The organism is Pseudorhizobium xiangyangii, assembly GCF_020531965.1.
Classification (GTDB): domain Bacteria; phylum Pseudomonadota; class Alphaproteobacteria; order Rhizobiales; family Rhizobiaceae; genus Neorhizobium; species Neorhizobium xiangyangii.
In genome coordinates, this window is the sequence record NZ_JAJAWH010000041.1 from 1 (window position 1) to 20,354 (window position 20,354).

General features: G+C 60.2%; 20 protein-coding genes and 1 tRNA gene. 13 read left to right on the plus strand and 8 right to left on the minus strand.

Annotated elements, in window-relative coordinates:
• The 5 genes from LH464_RS22680 to LH464_RS22700 all read left to right on the plus strand — a co-directional run.
• Positions 1–808, plus strand: an 808-nt coding sequence (locus LH464_RS22680) for a DUF930 domain-containing protein (RefSeq protein ID WP_226788688.1), incomplete at its 5' end; no start/stop codon positions are given.
• A gap of 139 nt (positions 809–947) precedes the next feature.
• A complete protein-coding gene (locus LH464_RS22685) occupies positions 948–1,988 on the plus strand; it encodes a zinc-dependent alcohol dehydrogenase family protein (protein ID WP_226788689.1) in 1,041 nt (346 codons plus the stop codon).
• A 97-nt stretch (positions 1,989–2,085) separates the two neighbouring features.
• Positions 2,086–2,439, plus strand: a complete 354-nt coding sequence (locus tag LH464_RS22690; RefSeq protein WP_226788690.1) for a DUF1428 domain-containing protein — start codon at positions 2,086–2,088, stop codon at positions 2,437–2,439.
• A 40-nt stretch (positions 2,440–2,479) separates the two neighbouring features.
• Positions 2,480–2,902: a secondary thiamine-phosphate synthase enzyme YjbQ gene (locus LH464_RS22695; RefSeq protein ID WP_226788691.1), complete on the plus strand. Its 423-nt coding sequence runs from the start codon at positions 2,480–2,482 to the stop codon at positions 2,900–2,902.
• Positions 2,903–3,042: 140 nt separating this feature from the next.
• Positions 3,043–3,396 (plus strand): hypothetical protein, encoded by a 354-nt coding sequence (locus LH464_RS22700; RefSeq protein WP_226788692.1) that lies wholly within the window; start codon positions 3,043–3,045, stop codon positions 3,394–3,396.
• 74 nt (positions 3,397–3,470) lie between these two features.
• Here the strand turns inward: LH464_RS22700 and LH464_RS22705 are convergent, their stop codons facing one another.
• Positions 3,471–4,220: an SIMPL domain-containing protein gene (locus LH464_RS22705; protein WP_226788693.1), complete on the minus strand. Its 750-nt coding sequence runs from the start codon at positions 4,218–4,220 to the stop codon at positions 3,471–3,473.
• Positions 4,221–4,368: 148 nt separating this feature from the next.
• On the opposite strand from LH464_RS22705, the gene LH464_RS22710 reads away from it, so the two are divergent.
• Together LH464_RS22710 and LH464_RS22715 are read left to right on the plus strand one after the other, a co-directional pair.
• Positions 4,369–4,444: transfer RNA gene (locus LH464_RS22710), tRNA-Ile, on the plus strand.
• A 465-nt stretch (positions 4,445–4,909) separates the two neighbouring features.
• The gene (locus LH464_RS22715; RefSeq protein ID WP_226788694.1) at positions 4,910–5,449 is read left to right on the plus strand and encodes a hypothetical protein; all 540 of its coding nucleotides are present in this window, start codon (positions 4,910–4,912) and stop codon (positions 5,447–5,449) included.
• Between the two features lie 193 nt (positions 5,450–5,642).
• Here the strand turns inward: LH464_RS22715 and LH464_RS22720 are convergent, their stop codons facing one another.
• From LH464_RS22720 to ytfQ, 7 genes are all read right to left on the minus strand, one after another.
• Positions 5,643–6,332 (minus strand): BA14K family protein, encoded by a 690-nt coding sequence (locus tag LH464_RS22720; protein WP_226788695.1) that lies wholly within the window; start codon positions 6,330–6,332, stop codon positions 5,643–5,645.
• A gap of 72 nt (positions 6,333–6,404) precedes the next feature.
• Positions 6,405–6,566, minus strand: coding sequence for a CrpP-related protein (locus tag LH464_RS22725; RefSeq protein ID WP_226788696.1), 162 nt, complete (start codon positions 6,564–6,566; stop codon positions 6,405–6,407).
• A 305-nt stretch (positions 6,567–6,871) separates the two neighbouring features.
• Entirely contained in the window at positions 6,872–7,633 is a 762-nt protein-coding gene (locus tag LH464_RS22730; protein WP_226788697.1) for a FadR/GntR family transcriptional regulator, read from the minus strand.
• Positions 7,634–8,620, minus strand: coding sequence for a galactofuranose ABC transporter, permease protein YjfF (gene yjfF, locus LH464_RS22735; protein WP_226788698.1), 987 nt, complete (start codon positions 8,618–8,620; stop codon positions 7,634–7,636).
• Positions 8,617–9,645, minus strand: coding sequence for an ABC transporter permease (locus LH464_RS22740; protein WP_390625039.1), 1,029 nt, complete (start codon positions 9,643–9,645; stop codon positions 8,617–8,619). The genes yjfF and LH464_RS22740 overlap by 4 nt, the downstream gene beginning before the upstream one ends.
• Positions 9,645–11,165, minus strand: coding sequence for a sugar ABC transporter ATP-binding protein (locus tag LH464_RS22745; protein ID WP_226788700.1), 1,521 nt, complete (start codon positions 11,163–11,165; stop codon positions 9,645–9,647). The genes LH464_RS22740 and LH464_RS22745 overlap by 1 nt, the downstream gene beginning before the upstream one ends.
• Positions 11,166–11,261: 96 nt before the next feature.
• Positions 11,262–12,221 (minus strand): galactofuranose ABC transporter, galactofuranose-binding protein YtfQ, encoded by a 960-nt coding sequence (gene ytfQ / locus LH464_RS22750; protein WP_226788701.1) that lies wholly within the window; start codon positions 12,219–12,221, stop codon positions 11,262–11,264.
• Positions 12,222–12,539: 318 nt separating this feature from the next.
• Here ytfQ and araD1 point away from each other — a divergent pair, with 318 nt between their 5' ends.
• The 6 genes from araD1 to mmsB all read left to right on the plus strand — a co-directional run bounded on the left by araD1 (position 12,540) and on the right by mmsB (position 20,306).
• Complete coding sequence (gene araD1, locus LH464_RS22755; protein WP_226788702.1) at positions 12,540–13,529, plus strand: AraD1 family protein; 990 nt, start codon at positions 12,540–12,542, stop codon at positions 13,527–13,529.
• A gap of 8 nt (positions 13,530–13,537) precedes the next feature.
• On the plus strand, positions 13,538–14,461 hold the full coding sequence (locus LH464_RS22760) for a Gfo/Idh/MocA family protein (RefSeq protein WP_226788703.1): 924 nt from the start codon (positions 13,538–13,540) through the stop codon (positions 14,459–14,461).
• 46 nt (positions 14,462–14,507) lie between these two features.
• Positions 14,508–16,352, plus strand: a complete 1,845-nt coding sequence (locus LH464_RS22765; protein ID WP_226788704.1) for an IlvD/Edd family dehydratase — start codon at positions 14,508–14,510, stop codon at positions 16,350–16,352.
• A gap of 81 nt (positions 16,353–16,433) precedes the next feature.
• Positions 16,434–17,495, plus strand: coding sequence for a multiple monosaccharide ABC transporter substrate-binding protein (chvE, locus tag LH464_RS22770; protein WP_226788705.1), 1,062 nt, complete (start codon positions 16,434–16,436; stop codon positions 17,493–17,495).
• A gap of 58 nt (positions 17,496–17,553) precedes the next feature.
• A complete protein-coding gene (gene mmsA, locus LH464_RS22775; protein ID WP_226788706.1) occupies positions 17,554–19,113 on the plus strand; it encodes a multiple monosaccharide ABC transporter ATP-binding protein in 1,560 nt (519 codons plus the stop codon).
• Positions 19,114–19,115: 2 nt separating this feature from the next.
• Positions 19,116–20,306: a multiple monosaccharide ABC transporter permease gene (gene mmsB / locus LH464_RS22780; RefSeq protein ID WP_226788707.1), complete on the plus strand. Its 1,191-nt coding sequence runs from the start codon at positions 19,116–19,118 to the stop codon at positions 20,304–20,306.
• Positions 20,307–20,354 lie beyond the last annotated feature (48 nt).

Genomic DNA, 20,354 nt, shown 5'->3' on the forward strand with positions numbered 1-20,354 from the left:
ACCGGAACCGGAACCGGAACCAGAGCCCCAGCCGGAACCGGAAGAGCAGGCACAGCCGGAGCCACCTCCGCCGCCGGCACCTGAGCCCGAGCCCGAGGAGCAGACGCAACCGGAGCCGCCACCGGAAACGCCTTCCAAGGAAGAGGCTGCGGAGCAAGTACCCATGCCTGTCCTTCGCAAAGTCTTTGAGTTCGGAGAGGAAGCCACCGGCCCCAAGGTCTCGCCGGAGGGCAATAGCTCGACGGAAGCATCGACAGAACCACAGGAGACGGAGGAGCCCGAGGCAGCTGAGGAGGAGGGTACGCAATCCGACGCGCCCGAGATGCTGGCTGGTACGCCAAGCGAGGATGGCGCCGCCGCCACCGCTGAGGCGCCGCCGCTCTCACCGGCCGCCGAGCCTGCGCAGGCCGAGGAAACCGGAGTGCAAGCGGAGGTGGCTTTGCCGACGCTTACTGAAGCGCAGACCATCTTCTCGGAGGATATGACAGATGATCCGGTGGCACGGGTCGCCATGGAAGACCTGCCGCGCGGCCTTCGCGCCACGCAACTATGCGAGACAGAGCTGACTGAACAGCTGCGCAATGCGTCGCCACGACTAAACCCGGACTTCATTCCCAGGTCGCCGCTATCGGAGGGTAACGTGCTTGAGCTTCGAGGAACGGCATTTCGTGCCGATGAGGGATGGCTCAATCTGAGCTTCCGTTGCGAGGTCAATGGTGACGCCACCAAGGTGGTCTCCTTTGCCTTCGATGTCGGCGATCCTGTTCCGCGCAGCGAATGGAAACGCCGCGGCTTTCCCGGTTCCTGAGCGCGCGTGATTTGCGTCTGCCGCCGGTTGAGCAACTTTGCTCAAGATCTCCGGTGGTTGCGAATGAGACAGGCATGCGATCCGTCGTTGACCGGCCGAGTGCAGTGTTATCTTCTGCGCCAAAACGAAAGGTATCCGCATGAAAGCCATGCTCTATGATGCGTTCGAAAAAGCGCCGCAAATCCTGACGCTGCCCGACCCCGAGCCCACGGCAGACGGGGTGGTGATAAAGGTGGGCGCCACCGGTCTCTGCCGTAGCGACTGGCATGGCTGGATGGGGCATGATCCGGACATCCGCTTGCCGCACGTTCCGGGTCATGAACTGGCGGGAGACGTGGTGGCGACCGGTCGTGGCGTGATGCACTTCAAGGTCGGCGACCGCGTTACCGTTCCTTTCGTATCGGGCTGCGGTCATTGTGCCGAATGCCATTCCGGAAATCAGCAGGTCTGCCCCAGCCAGTTCCAGCCGGGCTTCACCCATTGGGGCTCGTTCGCGGAATATGTCGCCATCGCCTATGCGGATACCAATCTCGTTCACCTGCCGGAGGAGATCGATGATGCCACGGCGGCAAGCCTCGGCTGCCGCTTCGCCACCTCGTTCCGGGCCATTGCCGACCAGGCCCGGACCGGCCCGGGGGAGTGGGTGGCGGTGCATGGCTGCGGCGGTGTCGGGCTTTCGGCGATCATGATCGCCACCGCACTTGGCGCGAACGTCGTCGGCATAGACCTGTCCGAGGAAAAGCTGGAATTCGCCCGCCAATGCGGTGCGGTGGCAACGATCAACGCGAGCGCTGTGGCGGATGTCGTCGAGGCGGTGTGCGAGATCACAAAGGGTGGAGCCCATGTCTCCATTGATGCGCTCGGCCATCCGACCACCTGCTTCAATTCGATCAAGAACCTTCGGCGGCGAGGACGGCATGTACAGGTGGGTCTGATGCTGGGGGACCATGCCACGCCGCAGATCCCGATGGCGCAGGTCATCGGTCACGAACTGGAGATCTACGGGAGCCATGGCATGCAGGCCTGGCGTTACGATGCGATGCTGGCCATGATCGGCAGCGGGCGCATGGCGCCGCAAAAACTGATCTCCCAGCGCATCAGCCTGAGGGAGGCGGTGCCTGCTCTGATGGAGATGGATCGCGCCACGATGCCCGGTATCAGCGTGATCACCCGTTTCTGAGCATTGGGCCCAGGCGGACAAAAATTTCGTTTTGGGTGTCGGACTGCCGGCAGCCGCACCGTCCTTGGGACCTTAAACAAGGAAAAGGAGGACCAAAATGCCCTATGTCGACGGATTTATCCTTGCTGTGCCGAAGGCGAAGCTGGAGGCTTACAAAGGCATGGCCCGTGCCGCTGGTGACGTCTGGATGGAGTACGGCGCCTTGTCCTATGTGGAGTGCGTCGGTGACGATGTGCCTTATGGTGAGCTGACGTCCTTCCCGCGCGCCGTGCAGGCAACGGACGATGAGACCGTGATCTTTGCCTGGATCACCTACGAGAACCGTGCCAAACGGGACGAAATCAACGGCAAGATCATGTCCGACCCGCGCTTCGCCGTAGAGGAGTGGAAGGAGATCTTCGACAGCAAGCGGATGATCTATGGCGGCTTCGACGCCTTTCTGACACTGTGACGGAGGTGCCTTCGGGCACCTCTCATCGCGAAGGGAAGACATGCCGCAGACCATTCTGAGCATCCAGACCCGAGGCCAGGGCCTCCATGAATTCACCGATCAGGTGGTGGACTTCGTGAGGCGGCAATCGGCGGAGGAGGGGCTGCTGACGGTCTATGTGCGGCACACGTCCTGCTCGCTGCTTATCCAGGAAAATGCCGATCCCGATGTGCAGCAGGACCTGAGGACTTTCTTTTCCAGGCTGGTGCCGCCGTCGGATGCGCCATCCATGACCTGGGTGACGCATACGATGGAGGGGCCGGACGACATGCCTGCCCATATCAAGGCCGCCTTGATGACGACCTCGCTCGGAATTCCCGTGCGGGAGGGACGGCCAATGCTGGGTACGTGGCAGGGCATCTATCTTTTCGAGCACCGCGACCGGCCGCATCGACGGGACGTGGTCCTGCACCTTTCCCCGTGATTCCGTCCCCATGATTCCGATGAATGCTCAGTGAATACCGACTTCGGAAAGCGTTCAGGCTCAACTCAATAATGTGTCTCCAATCCCGGAAGACGGGAGAGTTCAAACGGCGCCAGCTCAGGCCCGATCTGGAGACACCAATGACCAATCTCATCGTCAAGACCGGTATTGCCGCTCTCATTGCACTCACGGGTTTTGCCGGCACGGCTACGGTGGCTGCTGCCCAGGGACCGGAATTCGGAATTTACATTCAGCACGGTGGCGGCTGGCATGACGATCGCCGTCGCGACCGCTGGGACGGTCCCCGCCATCACAACCGCGGCGGCCGTTGCTCGCCGGGTCTGGCCGAGGAAAAGGCGCGCCACATGGGGCTGCGCCGGGCACGGGTGGTCGATGTCGATCGCCGCACCGTTACCGTCGTTGGTCGTGATCGCCACGGGCGCGATCGGATCGTATTTGCCAACGATCGCGGTTGCCCGGTCATTCGCCGCTAGGACTTCCGTCTCCTTCGCCCGTTGACGGATGAAGGCCCCCGCAAGACCATCGAGGTCCTGCGGGGGCATTTTTGTTATTGCTCCAGGGTGTAGGTCATGTCGACAGACACGGAATAGGTGTTTTCGCCGGCAGCGACCGGAATGGAATCCGACGCTTCCTTGGCCATCGCCATGCGATGCATCGGCTGCGGTGGCATCGACGTGTTGACGCGCTCGTCGATTTCGAGGACGCGTCCGAGCTTGACGCCGGCCGCTTCCGTCAGGGTGCGTGCCTTGGCAAGAGCTCTCTCGACCGCTTGCTTGCGGGCCTCGGTGAGGGCGTCTTCAGGGTTGTCGTTGGTGAAGATGATCTGGCCGCCCTGGTTCACCCCAAGCTTGACAGAACGGTCGAGAATTGCGCCGACCTTGCTGATGTCGCGGATCCTCACCGTCAGCGTATTGGTGGCCTCGTAGCCCACGACCTCCGGCGGTTCCATCACGCCGTCCTTCGGTTCGAAATGGCGATACTGTGGGAAGATGGAGAAATTGGTGGTTTGGAGGTCTCTCGCCTCCACGCCTTCCGATTTGAGCGCTGCCATCACCGCATTCATCGCAGAGCTGTTCTTGTCCACGGCAGCCTGGGCTGTCTTGTCGTTGCGGACAACTGAGAAGGTGACGATCGCCATGTCCGGAACGGCCGTAGCTTCCCCCACCGCCGACACACGCACGACAGGCTGGCGCTGTACGGTTGTCTCCTGGGCATGGGCACTGCCCGCGAACGGCAGCATGAGGAGTGCCGGGAGCGACAGGGCGGCAAATGCTGTCAGGGGTGCAGATCGTTGCATCGATGATTCCTCTTCATATGTGTCCCTGAATACTAGCTGCTTTGAGATTGTGTAGCTATTGGGGCAATGGCTTGTGGGTTCCGACATTTTGCGCTAGAGCGAAGCCAAGGGCTGGCGAACCATTGCGCCACCCCATGCCTTATGGGCAGGGCCTGTAGCTCAATGGTTAGAGCCGGCGGCTCATAACCGCTTGGTTGGGAGTTCGAGTCTCTCCGGGCCCACCATTTCTTGTTTTCATGACGTAATCTCCAATTGGTCCACCGTCGCAACAATAGGCGCACCTACGGGCCAACGCGACTGGACGTGCCAGGCGCTTTCGCGACTCACTGCGCGGATAGGCAAAACAGTTCCTCAAATCTCATTCGTATCTTTTACGCACAACATGATCGCCGGGTTGAGCAGCGTGGTCCGGTGGCCGGCAATGACTTCGAACTCACAAGTCTGTGGGGCTTCAATGGTCGATGTATGTTGCTGAGAAACGGCTCGGCCAGCTCAAGATGGAGTATTCCTTCAGTCCTCGTACTTGATAGTTATTGGACGTGATCATGCTAGCCTAGTGGCAGATATTCAACATTTTGCATGTACGCATACCATCATTTGCTGACCTCCATTGTTCAGAGGCTTGCGCGAATCCGTCAATTTGGTAAAAATACTTAAGGTTTGCCGGTTGAATTGATTTCGAGATCGTTATGGTCGAATTTAAACATAAAGTTCTATCATTTTTACTTGTGCTCGCGGCAGCCCCGTTTATGTCATGGTCCATGACCCTCGCGAACGATGAGCCGTGGGAGGACGCGAGTTGCGCGGAGGTGAACCGAAGCTACCTGAAGACGCGGGCTTTTCCGCGTTACTCGGTGCAAATGCCCCTGATAAGGGAGGACGGCTCCACTCGAACTTACCGCCACATGATCTTCATCGAGTCTGAATTGCAGTCTTGGCGCGTCTTCGACAACAAGTGGATAAGGTCTTCACGGCCGCTCGGAAAGACATGGGACAGGTTTATCCCGAAATTCACGGAATGCAGGCGGATTGGCGAAGAAACAAATTCGGACGAAAAGCTGATTCACTACAAGGTGACATGGAATAAATTTCCTTACGTCGCAGACACTGACATCTGGATCAGCCAAGATAGTGATCTATTCCATCGCTTAAGGCGTCATTATCTGGAAGGTCGATGGGAATTTTCCGAGGCGACCATCGAGGAAATCTTCACATACGATCCTGACTAAACCGACCCGGCGGTTCAACTATGGACGCGGGGCCGCAAGGTCTCCCATCGCCCAAGGGGATGATGGGACCGGAGGACTGCGCCGAAAAAGATAACAGCTCAGAAGGTGGTTTTCTGAAGGTCGATGAACCAGTTCCCTTCGGGAACTCCTCTAGACCCGGCAGCGGTCCCTTACTCTCTCCTCCTATCGCGCTCTAGCCGAAGGGCGACTGGCAGGCGCGGCGCGGGCCGTGGTAGGGCTGGTAGGTGTTGTCCGCCGAACGGTAGGAGCCATACCGGTGCAGGCACCATTCGATATGGGCATTGCCTCCAGCCGCGCCATCATATCCGGGACCTGCTTGTGTTGGCGCGTAGACGGCATCCTGGGAAGACATGCCGGAGCGCGCGACGTCTTCGAAGCCGCTGTCTGCCGAGACCTGGTCCATGTAAGGCGATTCGCACTGTCGTGTTTCGCCGCTGTACGACCGGTAGCTGTTGTCTTCGATCCGATAGGAGCGGTACTTCTGGAGACACCATTCAGCATGCGGCGTGTTCTCCAGGTCGGTTATCGCATAGGAACCGACCGCCCCGGTCGTGGTCTCGTCAATGCCGGGTTCTTGCGAGCGGCCTGCCGAGGCCCGTCGGAGTTGAGCCTCCATATGCTCGGGAATATCCACCGCCATTGCCTGGAAGACAGGCGGAACAGGCGCTGCCGCTATCCTTTCGAACGACTGCGCGCCTGGATCGACGTGAACCGGACGATTGGTCCATAATGGCTTTTCATCCAGGTTTGCGAATTCGTGTGGTCTGCCTTCCGAGAGAAGCCATGTCATGGCGGCGACGCCACCGACGAAGAGGACCACGGCAAGCCCCAGACCCAGGATCAACGATGCGAGGGGTTTCATGACTTTGCTCCGCATTCTGCCTGCAGGCTAGAATGCAGAGGTGCCAGAGGAGTTCCCATGCAAAGCCAGGGATCAGTTGGTCTCAGCCCAGGCGTTTTCCAGAAGCCAGCCAAACAACCAGGCCTCGGCTTTCTGCCGCCACTCGAAAACCGGCTCTCCGGTGATCTGCGGCATGAGGTTCCTGGCCAGAAAGGGGTTGCTCTGGTAGCCCAGGCCGCGTGATCTGGCTTTCATGCCATCGTCCTGGTACGTCAAAATTGTTTCGAAGGGCACTGCGTAACTTACTGGTGTGGAATTCATATTAGGTGATTCTAAGGTCGCGGGACCATGGCAGAGCCGCCGATTGACGGCAAGGGACCGCGTGCGATGATACCTTGAGCATCGCGGGGTCCGTCTCCGGCGCCAGAACAGAGTTATCCGTGAACGTGGAGAGGCGCGTGATCGGTCTTGCGAGCGACAGATATTTCGATGGCGCGCGTACGTTTCATCGTCGAAAGGCAGCGAGCGCGGGGCTTGAAGATCGCTATACGATGATGGGATCAGGCCGCTTCAGGTGGCGGGGAGGGCGGTGACACCGCAAGGGACGCACGGATCCGCGACCTGCCGACATTGATGACGTGCCGCATCGCTGAGATCGCCTTGTCGGGGTCTCGCGAGGCTATGGCATGGGCAATCCGCAGATGGTTCGTCGCCACTTCGTCGATCTTTTCCGGGGAGGCAGCCGGGGACGAGAGCTGGAAGGAGATCGCCAGCGCTGCCTCGACGATGGCGCTTGCCGAGCGCATGAACGGGTTGCCGGACATGCGGGCTATCGCCAGATGGAATTCGAGGTCTACCTTGGCGATCGTCTCCGGTGTGTGGCTGAGGTCGTCGAACCTTGCCGCGATGGCATAGAGCTGGACGATATCGTCGTTGGAGGCGCGCAGGGAGGCGGCTGCCGCCGCTGCGGGCTCGAGCGCCATGCGCATTTCCGCCAGATGCTCGATGAATTCGAAATCGAGGCCGGATTCGCAACGCCAGCCAAGCACGTCGGCATCGAAGAAGTTCCAGCTGGCGCGATCGAGCACCCGCGTGCCGACCTTGGCCTTCGGCTCCACGAGGCGCTTGGCCGCAAGCGTCTTCATCGCTTCACGCAGGACCGTGCGGGAAACCCCGAAGCGGGCGGAAAGATCGGTGTCGCCAGGCAGGAGCGAGCCTTCCGGTATCTCTCCCGAGACGATGGCACTGCCGAGTTCCGCGACCACATGCGCATGGCTGCTGCGCCTTTTGCGTCCGGTGATCGTGGTTTCAAGCAGTCCCAATCATGCCTCCTTCAGGCGTCCTTCGGCCAGTCGCCGATCCGAATACCATACGATCCCGCGCTGCAACACAATGAAGGCAAACAGCAGGGCGCCGATCACGATCTTCGTCCACCAGGAGGAGAGCGTGCCATCGAAGACGATGTAGGTCTGGATCAGTCCCTGTATCAGGATGCCGATAAAGGTGCCAGCTACAAGGCCAGCGCCGCCCGTCAGCAGAGTTCCGCCGATAACCACTGCGGCAATTGCATCGAGTTCCACGCCGACGGTCGCCAGCGAATAGCCCGACGAAGTGTAGAGCGTATAGGCAATGCCGGCGAGACCGGAGAGAAAACCGGACAACGCATAGATGCCGACCGTGGTACGGCCGACGGGCACGCCCATGAGTTCCGCGGACTGCGGGTTGCCGCCCAGCGCGTAGACATTGGCGCCGAAGCGGGTGCGTCCCGCGACGACGGCGCCGACCGCGAAGACCAGAAGCATCAACATGGCCATGGCGGTCAGCCTTCCGCCGCCGGGAAAGCGGAAATAGAAGCCCTGGATGGCGTCGATGATGGGGTGCGAGATCGGAACGGATTCCGTCGAGATGAGATAGGCGGCGCCACGGGCGAGAAACATGCCGGCCAGCGTCACGACGAAGGGCGGGATGGCCAGGAAACGGATCATCAGGCCCATCGTTGCTCCGAACGCGGTGGAGATGACCAGGACTGCCGCGAACGCGATCAGTGGATTGACCTCCAGCGATCCGACCATCACCGCAACGAACACGCTGGTAAAGGCGATCACCGAGCCGATCGACAAATCGATGCCGCCGGAGAGGATGACGAAGGTCATCCCGACAGCAGCGATGCCCAGGAAGGCGTTGTCGGTGAGCAGATTGCCGATCACCCGTGTGGAGAGCATGTTGGGAAACTGCAGGACGCAGGCGGCATAGGCGACCAGGAAGATCACCAGCGCTGCGACGAAGGGCAGGTTACGGGTATCGATCATTGCACCGTCCTCTCCACTTTTGCAGCCGGCGGCGATTGCCTTGAGGATTTCAGGAAGCCGAACAGCGTGCCGATCGCAGGTGACTGCAGCGTCAGGACCGCGATGATGATGCCGGCCTTGATGATGAGGTTGAATTCCGGCGGGAAGCCCGAAACCAGGATACCCGTATTGATCGACTGGATGATCAGCGCCCCGATCAGCGATGCCAGGATGGAGAAGCGCCCGCCATTCAGCGACGTGCCACCGATGACGACCGCGAGGATCGCGTCGAGTTCCAGCCACAGGCCGGCATTGTTGGCATCCGCGCCGCGAATGTCGGCCGTCACGATCAGTCCCGCGACGGCGGCCATGATGCAGGAAACCGCATAGACGAAGAATAGAAGGAAGCGTGCCTGGATGCCAGCGAGCGTCGCTGCACGACGGTTGATGCCGGTTGCCTCAATGAGGAAGCCGAGGGCGGTGCGCCGGACAAGCAAACCGACGACAAGCGCTGCCCCCACCCAGATCAGGATAGGAAGGGGTATGCCGCCGAGCGAACCGGAACCGAGGGCGGCGAAGCTCTCGTTGTTGAAGGTGAGGATGACACCTTCGGTGATGAGCTGCGCGATGCCGCGGCCCGCAACCATCAGGATAAGCGTGGCGATGATCGGCTGGATGTCGAGAACGGCGACAAGAAACCCGTTCCACAGCCCGCAAATCAACCCGACGCCCAGCGATACGAAAATCACGGTCACCAGAGGGTGACCATTGCTGATAAGCGTGGCGGCAACCGCGCCGCAGATGGCGATAACGGCACCGATGGAAAGGTCGATGCCGCGCGTGGCGATCACCAGCGTCATGCCGATCGTCAGCAGCGCCACCGGTGCTGCGCGGACCAGCACATCGATCAGGCTGCCGTAGAGGCGGCCATTCTGGAAGGTGATGTTGAGGAAGCCGGGAGAAATCGCGCTGATCATCGCGATGATGACCCCGAGCGCCACCAGTTGCGGAGCAATCCGACGCAGACGACGAGAGACTGCATTCATCATGCGGCCTCCGTCTGTGATGGTGCGGCGATCGCCTTCATGATGTTGTCGGCAGTGATGGCGTCACCCTTGAGTTCCGCGACATGGCGGCGGTCGGAGAGGACAATGACCCGGTGGGCGATGGCCGTCAGCTCTTCCAGCTCGGAGGATATGACGATGAGCGACATGCCATCGATGCAGAGCTGTTCGATCATCTTCAGGATTTCCGCATGCGCGCCGATGTCGATCCCGCGCGTTGGTTCATCGAGGATCAGTAGCCGCGGCTCGGTGGCCAGCCACCGGGCGAGGATCGCCTTCTGCTGGTTGCCGCCCGAGAGGAACTTGATGGGGCGGTCGGGGTCCGGCGGACGGATGTCGAGCGATCTTATGAACCTGTCTGCGAGCTCGGCCTTCTGGCGCGAGGAGAGGGGTTTTGCCCAGCCCTGGCGCGCCTGGAGAGCCAGGGCGATGTTGTCGCTCACGGAAAAGTCGCCAATGATGCCATCATTCTTCCGTTCTTCCGGACAGAAGCCGAAGCCGTTTGAAATTGCTGCGACGGGCGAGGCGATGCGGACGTCCGTACCGTCGATGCTTGCCGTGCCGCTGTCCGGCCGGTCTATGCCGAAGAGCAGGAAAGCGGTTTCGGTGCGGCCCGAGCCGAGCAGCCCGGCCACGCCGACCACTTCTCCCGGGCGGATATCCAGGTCGAATGGCGTAACACTGCCGCGCTTTCCATATCCGGTGAAGCGGATCGGTGCTTCACCCGCGGCAATTGTCTCTTCGGTCGCCTGATGCTCGCGGGTGATATCCTGCAGCTCCCGACCCAGCATCATCGAAATCAGGTCCATGCGGGGCAGGTCTGCGATCTTTCGGCTTCCGACGAGCCGGCCGTTCCGCAAGACCGTCACCCGGTCGGCAATGGCGTATACCTGGTTGAGGAAGTGGGTGATGATGATGATGCCCAGACCCTGGTTGCGCAGGCGGCGAAGGACGGCAAAAACCATCTCGACCTCCTGGCTGTCCAGGCTCGCTGTCGGCTCGTCGAGGACCAGCACCTTGCCGGAAAGATCAACGGCACGGGCAATCGCAATGATCTGCCTTATGGCGACCGAGTGGGAAGACAGCAGCGTGTCCACGTCGATATCGAGACCGTAACCTTGCAGGAGGCTACGAGCGCGCCGGCGCACTTCGCGGCGATCGACGAGGCCGAAGCGGCGCGGTTGACGGCCGAGGAACAAGTTCTCCGCCACGGTAAGGTTCTCGAGGAGATTGACCTCCTGATAGACCGTGCCGATGCCGAGTTGCTGGGCGTCTGCCACATTGGCGGGCGTGATCTCGGATCCATCGAGGGTGACGCTTCCCGTGTCCCGTGTGTAGACACCGGTCAGGATCTTGATCAGCGTCGACTTGCCGGCGCCGTTCTCGCCGAGAAGCGCATGGATTTCGCCGCGTTCGAGTGTAAAGTCGACGCCGTCCAGCGCCTTATTGCCGAGAAAGCTCTTGCCGATGGCGCGTGCTTCCAGAAGGGACGTTGTTTCCATATCAAGGATGTCCTGCGACCGATAACCGGAGCTGCTTTTCCGCAGCTCCGGCCGATTCTTTCAGGAGGAGGTGACGATGCACCTCCAACGGCACAATCAGTAGCCGAGGCCCTTCTTTGCCTCGTAGACCTTCATCGGGTCATCCGCAGCCGTGAAGAGTTTGGATTCCGTCTGGATCCACTTCGGCGGCTGCTTCTTGTCCTTCAGGTATGCGTCGAGCACATCGAATGCGGGACCGGCCATGTTGGGTGTCAGTTCCACTGTCGCATTGGCTTCACCGTCGGCCATGGCCTTGAAGATATCCGGAACGGCATCGATCGACACGATCTTGATGTCGGTGCCCGGCTTCAGGCCGGCTTCCTTGATCGCCTGGATGGCGCCGACGGCCATGTCGTCGTTGTGAGCGTAGACAGCGCAGATATCCTTACCGCCACCTTCGGCCTTGATGAAGCTTTCCATGACTTCCTTGCCCTTGGTGCGGGTGAAGTCACCGGTCTGCGACCGGGCGATGGTGATCTTTGCGTTCGACGCAATGCCTTCCTCAAAGCCCTTCTTGCGGTTGATGGCCGGCGAAGAACCGGTCGTACCCTGCAGTTCGACAACCTTGCAATCCTTGTCGCCGATTTCCTTGACCAGCCATTCGCCGGCAACCTTGCCTTCATGCACCTGGTCGGAGGTGACGGCGGTCAGGTAGAGATCCTCAGGAGATTCGATCTGACGGTCGAGCAGAATGACCGGGATTTCCTCCTCCTTTGCTTCCTTCAGGACCGCATCCCAGCCGGTCGCGACGACCGGTGCGACGAGGATGGCGTCAACGCCCTGCGCGATGAAGCCACGGATCGCCTTGATCTGGTTCTCCTGCTTCTGCTGCGCATCGGCAAACTTGAGGTCGATGCCGCGCTTTTCGGCTTCTTGCTTGGTCACTGTCGTTTCGGCAGCGCGCCAGCCGGACTCAGAGCCGATCTGCGAAAAGCCTACGGTCAGTGACTGCGCGGAAACGCCGGAAGCCAGACATGCGGAAAAAGCGACGGTAAGCGCCGCGAGAGCCTTTTTCATCTTAAATCCTCCCAGAAGATGATGGCATATGGACACGCTGACAATCTGCATATTGTATTACTTTTGCAAGTGCTTTTCACAGGCTCCAGACGGTTTTTCCGCGCCGCTGCACTAAATTGGACCGATCCAATTCCATTGAATCAGTATGTTAGGTAAAATAATGGAAATTTTGGATCAGGATTGCTACCGGCGGCAGATCTCTTGACAATGAGGCTCTTGGTCAAATAGTCGTATTATTGTTTCATCGACCCGAGATGGCGGTGGGAGAACGTGCCGCGGGGAGTGGCATAGGGCAAGTGCATAGTTTGGTGAGGTTCAATGCTTCGAATTCTTCAAGTGCGGGACGGCGATAACCTGAGGGTCGTCGCCTGGGACGGTGTTGGCGCGGCACGCGTGGTGCGTGGGGCTGCCTCCACCTATGATCTCGCCTGGAGCGCCATCGAGGCTGGGCAGTCTCTGGCCCAGCGCATCGAGGCACTTGGATACGACGAGGAAGTCGATCTGAAGCGCGCTCAGGCCGAGGGACGGCTTGAGCTGCCTGTTTCGCATCGCGATCCCGCACACTTTATTGTTGCCGGTACGGGGCTCACGCATCTCGGTTCTGCCGATGGCCGCGATAAGATGCACAAGGCGGCGCAATCGGCGGAAAAGCCGACTGATTCCATGCGCATGTTCCTGATGGGCGTCGAAGGCGGCAAGCCTGCCGAAGGCCAGACGGGCGTTCAGCCGGAATGGTTCTACAAGGGCGATGGCTCGCAGCTTCGGGCGACCGGCGAGGATCTCGTATCGCCTGCATTCGCGCTCGATGGCGGCGAAGAGCCGGAGCTGGCCGGCATTTATCTTATCGGTCCGAATGGCACGCCTTACCGTCTTGGCTTCTGTCTTGCCAACGAGTTCTCCGACCATGTGACGGAGAAGGGCAATTACCTCTGGCTTGCGCATTCGAAACTGCGCCAGGCGTCTCTGGGTGCTGAACTGCTGGTCGGCGATTTTCCGGACCATGTGGAAGGCACGTCGAAGGTAAAGCGCGGCGAAGAGGTAATCTTCGAAAAGCCGTTCCTGTCGGGCGAGGCGAACATGTCGCATTCGATCGCCAATCTCGAGCACCACAATTTCAAGTACGATCTCTTCCGTCGCCCGGGCGATCTGCATGTCCACTTCTTCGGGACGGCGACGCTTTCCTTTTCCGAGGGTATCAAGACTGAACCGGGCGATGTCTTCGAGATTGCCGCAGAGCCGTTCAAGCTGCCGCTCGTCAACAAGCTGACCGTCGCCGCGGCGACCTCGGCTGCCGTCCAAAAACTCTGAGAGATTCGATGAGTATTCGTCTCGCCATCGTCGGGCTGGGAAAGATCGCAAGAGATCAGCATCTCGGTGCGATTGCCGCGACGGATGGCATCGAGCTTACCGCCGTTGCCAGCCGCCATGCCGGTCTGGACGGTGTCGCATCGTTTCACGACATCAGTGAATTGCTGGCGTCGAATGTGGCTGTCGATGCCGTGTCGCTCTGTACCCCGCCGCAGGGGCGGTTCGAACAGGCAAAAGCGGCGCTGGATGCCGGCAAGCATGTGATGCTGGAGAAGCCGCCGGGAGCGACAATCTCCGAAGTCCACGCGCTGGAAGCATCGGCACGCAAGAAGGGGCTAACGCTCTTTTCGACCTGGCATTCCCGCGAAGCGGCTGCCGTCGAGCCGGCCCGCAAGCTCCTGGCGACCCGCACGATCCGCAGTGTCCGCGTCGAGTGGAAGGAAGATGTTCGCCACTGGCATCCGGGCCAAGCTTGGATCTGGGAGCCGGGCGGCCTTGGCGTCTTCGATCCCGGCATCAATGCACTGTCAATCGTGACGCGCATCATGCCGGAGAGCTTTCATCTGGTTGGTTCCGACCTGTTCTTTCCCGAAAACCGGGCGGCGCCGATTGCGGCGAACCTTTCGTTCGAAACTGCGGGCGGACTTCCTCTTTCCGCCGAGTTCGATTGGCGTCAGACCGGGCCGCAGACCTGGGATATCCGCATCGAGACAGATGAGGGACCGATGGTGCTGACGCATGGCGGCAGCCGCCTCTCCGTCGACGGCGAGGAGCGGATCGTCGAAGAGGATCGGGAATACCGCAATCTCTACGCGCACTTTGTCCGGCTGGTGACGGAAGGTCGCTCCGACGCCGATTTTTCACCGCTGGTTCATGTTGCCGACGCCTTCATGCTGGGGCGCCGGCATACAGTCGAGACGTTCGAGGACTGACGATCGTCGACTGCCACTACCTTTCTGTCCGATTGAGAATGAGATCATGAGCAACTCCGAGAACCTGCCATCCACCGAGATCGCCGAAACCGACCGCACGCGCGGTGAAGTGCGCAGATTGCGCTCCCGAGCGTGGTTCGACAATCCGGAGAACGCGGACATGACGGCGCTTTATCTCGAGCGCTACATGAACTTCGGCTTGAGCCAGGCGGAATTGCAGTCGGACCGTCCGATCATCGGCATTGCACAGACGGGCTCTGACCTGTCCCCCTGCAACCGCCACCATCTGGAGCTTGCCAATCGCCTGCGGGAAGGCATTCGTGAAGCCGGCGGCATCGCCATCGAATTCCCGGTCCATCCTATCCAGGAAACCGGCAAGCGCCCGACGGCCGGCCTCGACCGCAATCTGGCGTACCTTGGCCTTGTTGAAGTTCTCTATGGCTACCCGCTCGACGGCGTCGTGCTGACGATCGGCTGCGACAAGACCACGCCGGCCTGTCTCATGGCCGCGGCAACCGTCAACATCCCGGCGATCGCGCTTTCGGTTGGTCCGATGCTGAACGGCTGGTTCCGCGGCGAACGCACCGGTTCCGGTACGATCGTGTGGAAGGCCCGCGAACTTCTGGCGAAGGGCGAAATCGACTATGCCGGCTTCGTGAAGCTGGTTGCTTCGTCGGCACCCTCGACCGGCTACTGCAACACGATGGGCACGGCGACCACCATGAACTCGCTTGCCGAAGCTCTCGGCATGCAGCTTCCGGGCTCGGCCGCTATCCCGGCACCGTACCGTGATCGTCAGGAGGTGTCCTACCTCACCGGTCTTCGGATCGTCGAGATGGTGAAGGAGGACCTGAAGCCGTCCGACATCATGACCAAGGACGCCTTCATCAACGCCATCCGCGTCAATTCCGCGATCGGTGGCTCCACCAATGCACCGATCCATCTGAACGGGCTTGCCCGCCACATGGGCGTCGAGCTTTCGGTGGACGACTGGCAGACCTACGGTGAGGACGTGCCGCTGCTCGTCAACCTGCAGCCGGCCGGTGAGTACCTCGGTGAGGACTACTATCACGCCGGTGGCGTGCCGGCCGTCGTCAACCAGTTGATGGGCCAGGGGCTGATCAACGAGGATGCCATGACGGTCAATGGCAAGACCATCGGCGACAACTGCCGCGGCGCGATCATCGAGGATGAAAAGGTTATCCGGCCGTTCGACCAGCCGCTGAAGGAGCGTGCCGGCTTCCGCGTCCTGCGCGGCAACCTGTTCTCGTCCGCCATCATGAAGACCAGCGTCATCTCGCCGGAATTCCGTGACCGCTATCTGTCGAACGCCAGCGATCCGGACGCCTTCGAAGGCCGCGCGGTCGTGTTCGATGGACCGGAAGACTATCACAAGCGGATCGACGACCCGTCGCTCGGGATCGATGCCTTTACCGTTCTTTTCATGCGCGGTGCAGGTCCTATCGGCTATCCGGGTGCTGCGGAAGTTGTGAACATGCGCGCTCCCGATTACCTCCTGAAGCAGGGAGTCACCTCGCTCCCATGCATCGGCGATGGCCGTCAATCCGGTACGTCGGGCAGCCCGTCCATCCTCAACGCATCTCCCGAGGCGGCTGCCGGTGGCGGTCTGGCGCTTCTCAAGACCGGTGACCGCGTGCGCATCGATGTCGGCCGGGGCAAGGCGGACATCCTCATCTCCGAGGAAGAACTTGCCGAACGTCGCCGCGAACTGGATGCGCAGGGCGGTTACAAATACCCCAAGCACCAGACGCCTTGGCAGGAAATCCAGCGGACCTTCGTTGGTCAAATGGAAACCGGCGCGGTTCTCGAACCGGCCGTGAAATACCAGCGGATCGCGCAGACGGAAGGCATTCCGCGCGACAACCACTGAGTTGACAAAGGGGCGGCGGCAGGAGGCTGCCGCCCATTTCATCGACGGGTCTGGAGGATCCGTCATTTAGGAGGAAAAGTCATGAAATTCATGAAGTATCTGACGACCGCAGCAATGCTCGCGTCCATGGCATTCGCCGCTCCGGCGTCTGCACAGGACAAGGGCCTCGTCGGCGTTGCCATGCCGACCAAGTCGTCTGCACGCTGGATCGCCGACGGCGACAACATGGTCAAGGTTCTGCAGGAACGCGGTTACCAGACCGATCTGCAGTACGCGGAAGACGACATTCCGAACCAGCTGTCGCAGATCGAGAACATGATCACCAAGGGTGCCAAGGTTCTCGTGGTCGCCTCGATCGACGGTACGACGCTTTCAGACGTGCTGCAGCAGGCCGCCGACCAGGGCATCAAGGTTATCGCCTATGACCGCCTGATCCGCGACACGCCGAATGTGAGCTACTACGCGACCTTCGACAACTTCCAGGTCGGCGTTCTGCAGGCCACGACGCTCGTGAAGGCGCTGAAGGCCGACACCGAAGCCGGCCCGTTCAACATTGAACTCTTCGGCGGCTCGCCGGACGACAACAATGCCTACTTCTTCTACGATGGTGCGATGAGCGTGCTGCAGCCGCTGATCGACAAGGGAACGCTCGTCGTCGGCAGCGGCCAGGCCGGCATGGATAAGGTTGCTACCCTTCGCTGGGATCCGGCAACCGCCCAGGCACGTATGGACGCCATCCTTTCGTCGACCTATTCCGACAAGAAGCTTGATGCCGTTCTGTCTCCTTATGACGGCATCTCGATCGGCATCCTGTCTTCGCTGAAGGGCGTCGGCTACGGTTCGGGCGACATGGCGATGCCATTCGTTTCCGGTCAGGACGCTGAAGTTCCGTCGGTCAAGTCGATCATCGCGGGCGAGCAGTATTCCACCATCTTCAAGGACACCCGCGATCTCGCCAAGGTGACCGTCGACATGGTCGATGCTGCCATGAGCGGCAAGGAGCCTGAGGTCAACGACACCAAGACCTACAATAACGGCGTCAAGGTCGTTCCGTCCTACCTGCTGAAGCCGGTCGCTATCGACAAGACCAACTGGCAGACGCTCGTCGACGCGGGTTATTACACCGCAGACGAATTGAAGTAATTTTTAAAGGCCGCGCGGTTCAAAAACCGCGCGGCCCATTTTCTATTGGGAGTCGGTCATGCTTGATCCCGTATTATCTGTTGCGGAAAAACCGCCCATTCTGGAAATGCGCGGAATTTCGAAGAGTTTTGGCGCCGTCAAGGCGCTTTCTGACGTCAGCTTTACCGTCAAGGAAGGCGAGATACACGCGCTGGTCGGCGAAAATGGCGCCGGAAAATCGACCCTGATGAAGGTTCTGTCGGGTGTCTACCCGCATGGTTCCTACGAGGGCTCGATCCTCTTTGATGGCGAGGAGCGACATTTCCGCGATATCAACGATTCCGAGAAGCTCGGCATCATCATTATCCACCAGGAGCTCGCGCTCATTCCGCTGATGTCGATCGCCGAGAACATCTTTCTCGCCAATGCGCCGTCAACGTTCGGCGTGATCGACCGTGATACTCGCCATGTTCGCACCAAGGAATTGCTTGCAAAGGTCGGCCTCACCGAGGCACCGGACACGCTGATCACCAATCTCGGCGTCGGCAAGCAGCAGCTGGTGGAGATCGCCAAGGCGCTGTCGAAGGACGTGCGCCTGCTGATCCTCGACGAGCCTACCGCGTCGCTCAACGAAACCGACAGCGCGGCTCTTCTGGAGCTTTTGAAGGAATTTCGCCGTCACGGCATCACCTCGATCATGATCAGCCACAAGCTGAATGAGATTACCGAAGTCGCCGACCGCATTACCGTGTTGCGTGACGGCAAGACAGTCGGCACGCTCGATTGCCACGAAGGCGCGGTCGACGAGGACGAGATCGTCCGCCGCATGGTCGATCGCGATCTCGAAAGCCGCTACCCGAAGCGCACGCCGAAGATCGGCGACGTGATCTTCGAGGTCGAGAACTGGTCCGTCCATCATCCGCAGCATGTGCACCGCCAGGTCGTCAAGAACGTCTCGATGAAGGTCCGTGCCGGCGAAGTCGTCGGCATTTCGGGTCTGATGGGCGCCGGTCGCACCGAATTTGCCATGAGCGTATTCGGCAGGACCTATGGCCGCGATATCTCAGGCGCCGTCAGGATCCATGGCAAGGAAGCGGATACGTCGGATGTCCATCGTGCGATCAAGGCCGGCCTGGCTTACGTCACGGAAGACCGCAAGCAGCTCGGGCTGATTCTTGCGGAAGACATCCGCAAGAATGTCTCGCTGGCGCATCTGGGCGGTGTTTCATCTGGCGGCGTGATCGACGACATCAAGGAAATGAAGGTGGCGCAGGAATTCCGCACCCGCATGCGGATCCGCAGCCACAACGTCTATCAGGAAACCGGCAAGCTTTCCGGCGGCAACCAGCAGAAGGTGGTGCTGTCGAAATGGCTGTTCACTGGCCCTGACATCCTGATCCTCGACGAACCGACGCGCGGCATCGATGTCGGCGCGAAATACGAAATCTATTCCATCATCAACGAACTTGCGGATGCCGGTAAAGCTGTCATCGTGATCTCGTCGGAAATGCCCGAGCTCATCGGCACCTGCGACAGGATCATGGTCATGCATGAAGGCGAATTCGTCGGCGAAGTGGCTGGCGAAGAGGCGACGCAGGAAAATATCATGCGCGCCATCATGCGCCGCAAGGGGAATTAATCATGAGCACTCCACAGGAAGCAATTTCGTCTCCCAAGACGGGGACCGGTTTCTGGAAGGATAACCTTCGCGATTACGGCATGCTGATCTCGCTGATCGCGATCGTCATCTTCTTCCAGATCGCCACCGGCGGCATTCTGCTGAAGCCGCTCAACGTCACCAATATCGTGCTGCAGAACAGCTATATCGTCATCATGGCGCTCGGCATGCTGATGGTGATCGTCACCGGCCATATCGACCTTTCGGTCGGCTCCGTCGCGGGCTTCATCGGCGGTCTCGCCGGGCTGTTGATGGTCAAATGGGGTGTCAATCTCGCGGCGGCCATCTTTATCTGCCTTGCCGTCGGCGGTGTGATCGGCGGCATCCAGGGGTATTTCGTCGCCTACTTCAAGATTCCGTCGTTCATCGTGACGCTTGCGGGCATGCTGGTCTTCCGCGGGCTCATGATTGCCATTCTCGGCAGCCAGGCGATCGGGCCGTTCCCGCCGATCTTCCAGAAGCTCTCCTCCGGCTATGTGGCCGAGTTGATCTCCGCGGGTAGCGGTTTTTACGCGACCTCGTTCATCGTCGGCCTGGTCCTGGCGGCCTTCCTGATCTGGCAGAACTTCAAGAGCCGCTCGCGGCGTATCGCGCATGATGTGGAGAGTGAGCCTTTCAGCTTCTTCGTCGCGAAGAACGTTCTCGTCTTTATGGCCATCGCTTACGTCGCCTTCCTGATCTCTTCGCATCGTGGCCTGCCCAACGTGCTGATCATCATGGCGGTGCTGATCGTCGCCTACGGCTTCTTCACCAATCGCACCATCATCGGTCGGCAGATCTATGCCGTTGGCGGGAATGCCCGCGCGGCAGAGCTTTCCGGCATCAAGACCACGCGTCTGGTGTTCTGGACCTTCGTCAACATGGGCGTGCTCGCGGCTCTTGCGGGTCTCGTCGTCGCTGCCCGCTTGAACAGTGCCACGCCGAAGGCCGGTACGGGCTTCGAGCTCGACGTCATCGCCGCCTGCTTCATTGGTGGTGCATCCGCCTATGGCGGCGTCGGCAAGGTGACGGGTGCCGTCATCGGCGCGTTCCTGATGGGCGTTATGAACAACGGCATGTCGATTCTCGGCATCGGCATCGATTACCAGCAGGTGATCAAGGGGCTCGTTCTGCTCGGTGCCGTCTGCGTCGACGTCTACAACCAGCGCCGCTAAACCGAAGCTGGATCTCGAAACGAAAAGGCCCGCTTCCATGGAAGCGGG

What these genes read in the sequence shown, in the direction of transcription:
- araD1 (WP_226788702.1), top strand. Translation starts at nt 12,540, where the DNA reads ATGCTTCGAATTCTTCAAGTGCGGGACGGCGATAACCTGAGGGTCGTC.
- LH464_RS22760 (WP_226788703.1), top strand. Translation starts at nt 13,538, where the DNA reads ATGAGTATTCGTCTCGCCATCGTCGGGCTGGGAAAGATCGCAAGAGAT.
- LH464_RS22725 (WP_226788696.1), bottom strand. Translation starts at nt 6,566, where the DNA reads ATGAAAGCCAGATCACGCGGCCTGGGCTACCAGAGCAACCCCTTTCTG.
- LH464_RS22765 (WP_226788704.1), top strand. Translation starts at nt 14,508, where the DNA reads ATGAGCAACTCCGAGAACCTGCCATCCACCGAGATCGCCGAAACCGAC.
- mmsB (WP_226788707.1), top strand. Translation starts at nt 19,116, where the DNA reads ATGAGCACTCCACAGGAAGCAATTTCGTCTCCCAAGACGGGGACCGGT.
- LH464_RS22705 (WP_226788693.1), bottom strand. Translation starts at nt 4,220, where the DNA reads ATGCAACGATCTGCACCCCTGACAGCATTTGCCGCCCTGTCGCTCCCG.
- LH464_RS22715 (WP_226788694.1), top strand. Translation starts at nt 4,910, where the DNA reads ATGGTCGAATTTAAACATAAAGTTCTATCATTTTTACTTGTGCTCGCG.
- LH464_RS22745 (WP_226788700.1), bottom strand. Translation starts at nt 11,165, where the DNA reads ATGGAAACAACGTCCCTTCTGGAAGCACGCGCCATCGGCAAGAGCTTT.
- LH464_RS22695 (WP_226788691.1), top strand. Translation starts at nt 2,480, where the DNA reads ATGCCGCAGACCATTCTGAGCATCCAGACCCGAGGCCAGGGCCTCCAT.
- ytfQ (WP_226788701.1), bottom strand. Translation starts at nt 12,221, where the DNA reads ATGAAAAAGGCTCTCGCGGCGCTTACCGTCGCTTTTTCCGCATGTCTG.
- chvE (WP_226788705.1), top strand. Translation starts at nt 16,434, where the DNA reads ATGAAATTCATGAAGTATCTGACGACCGCAGCAATGCTCGCGTCCATG.
- LH464_RS22740 (WP_390625039.1), bottom strand. Translation starts at nt 9,645, where the DNA reads ATGAATGCAGTCTCTCGTCGTCTGCGTCGGATTGCTCCGCAACTGGTG.
- mmsA (WP_226788706.1), top strand. Translation starts at nt 17,554, where the DNA reads ATGCTTGATCCCGTATTATCTGTTGCGGAAAAACCGCCCATTCTGGAA.
- LH464_RS22700 (WP_226788692.1), top strand. Translation starts at nt 3,043, where the DNA reads ATGACCAATCTCATCGTCAAGACCGGTATTGCCGCTCTCATTGCACTC.
- LH464_RS22690 (WP_226788690.1), top strand. Translation starts at nt 2,086, where the DNA reads ATGCCCTATGTCGACGGATTTATCCTTGCTGTGCCGAAGGCGAAGCTG.
- LH464_RS22720 (WP_226788695.1), bottom strand. Translation starts at nt 6,332, where the DNA reads ATGAAACCCCTCGCATCGTTGATCCTGGGTCTGGGGCTTGCCGTGGTC.
- LH464_RS22685 (WP_226788689.1), top strand. Translation starts at nt 948, where the DNA reads ATGAAAGCCATGCTCTATGATGCGTTCGAAAAAGCGCCGCAAATCCTG.
- yjfF (WP_226788698.1), bottom strand. Translation starts at nt 8,620, where the DNA reads ATGATCGATACCCGTAACCTGCCCTTCGTCGCAGCGCTGGTGATCTTC.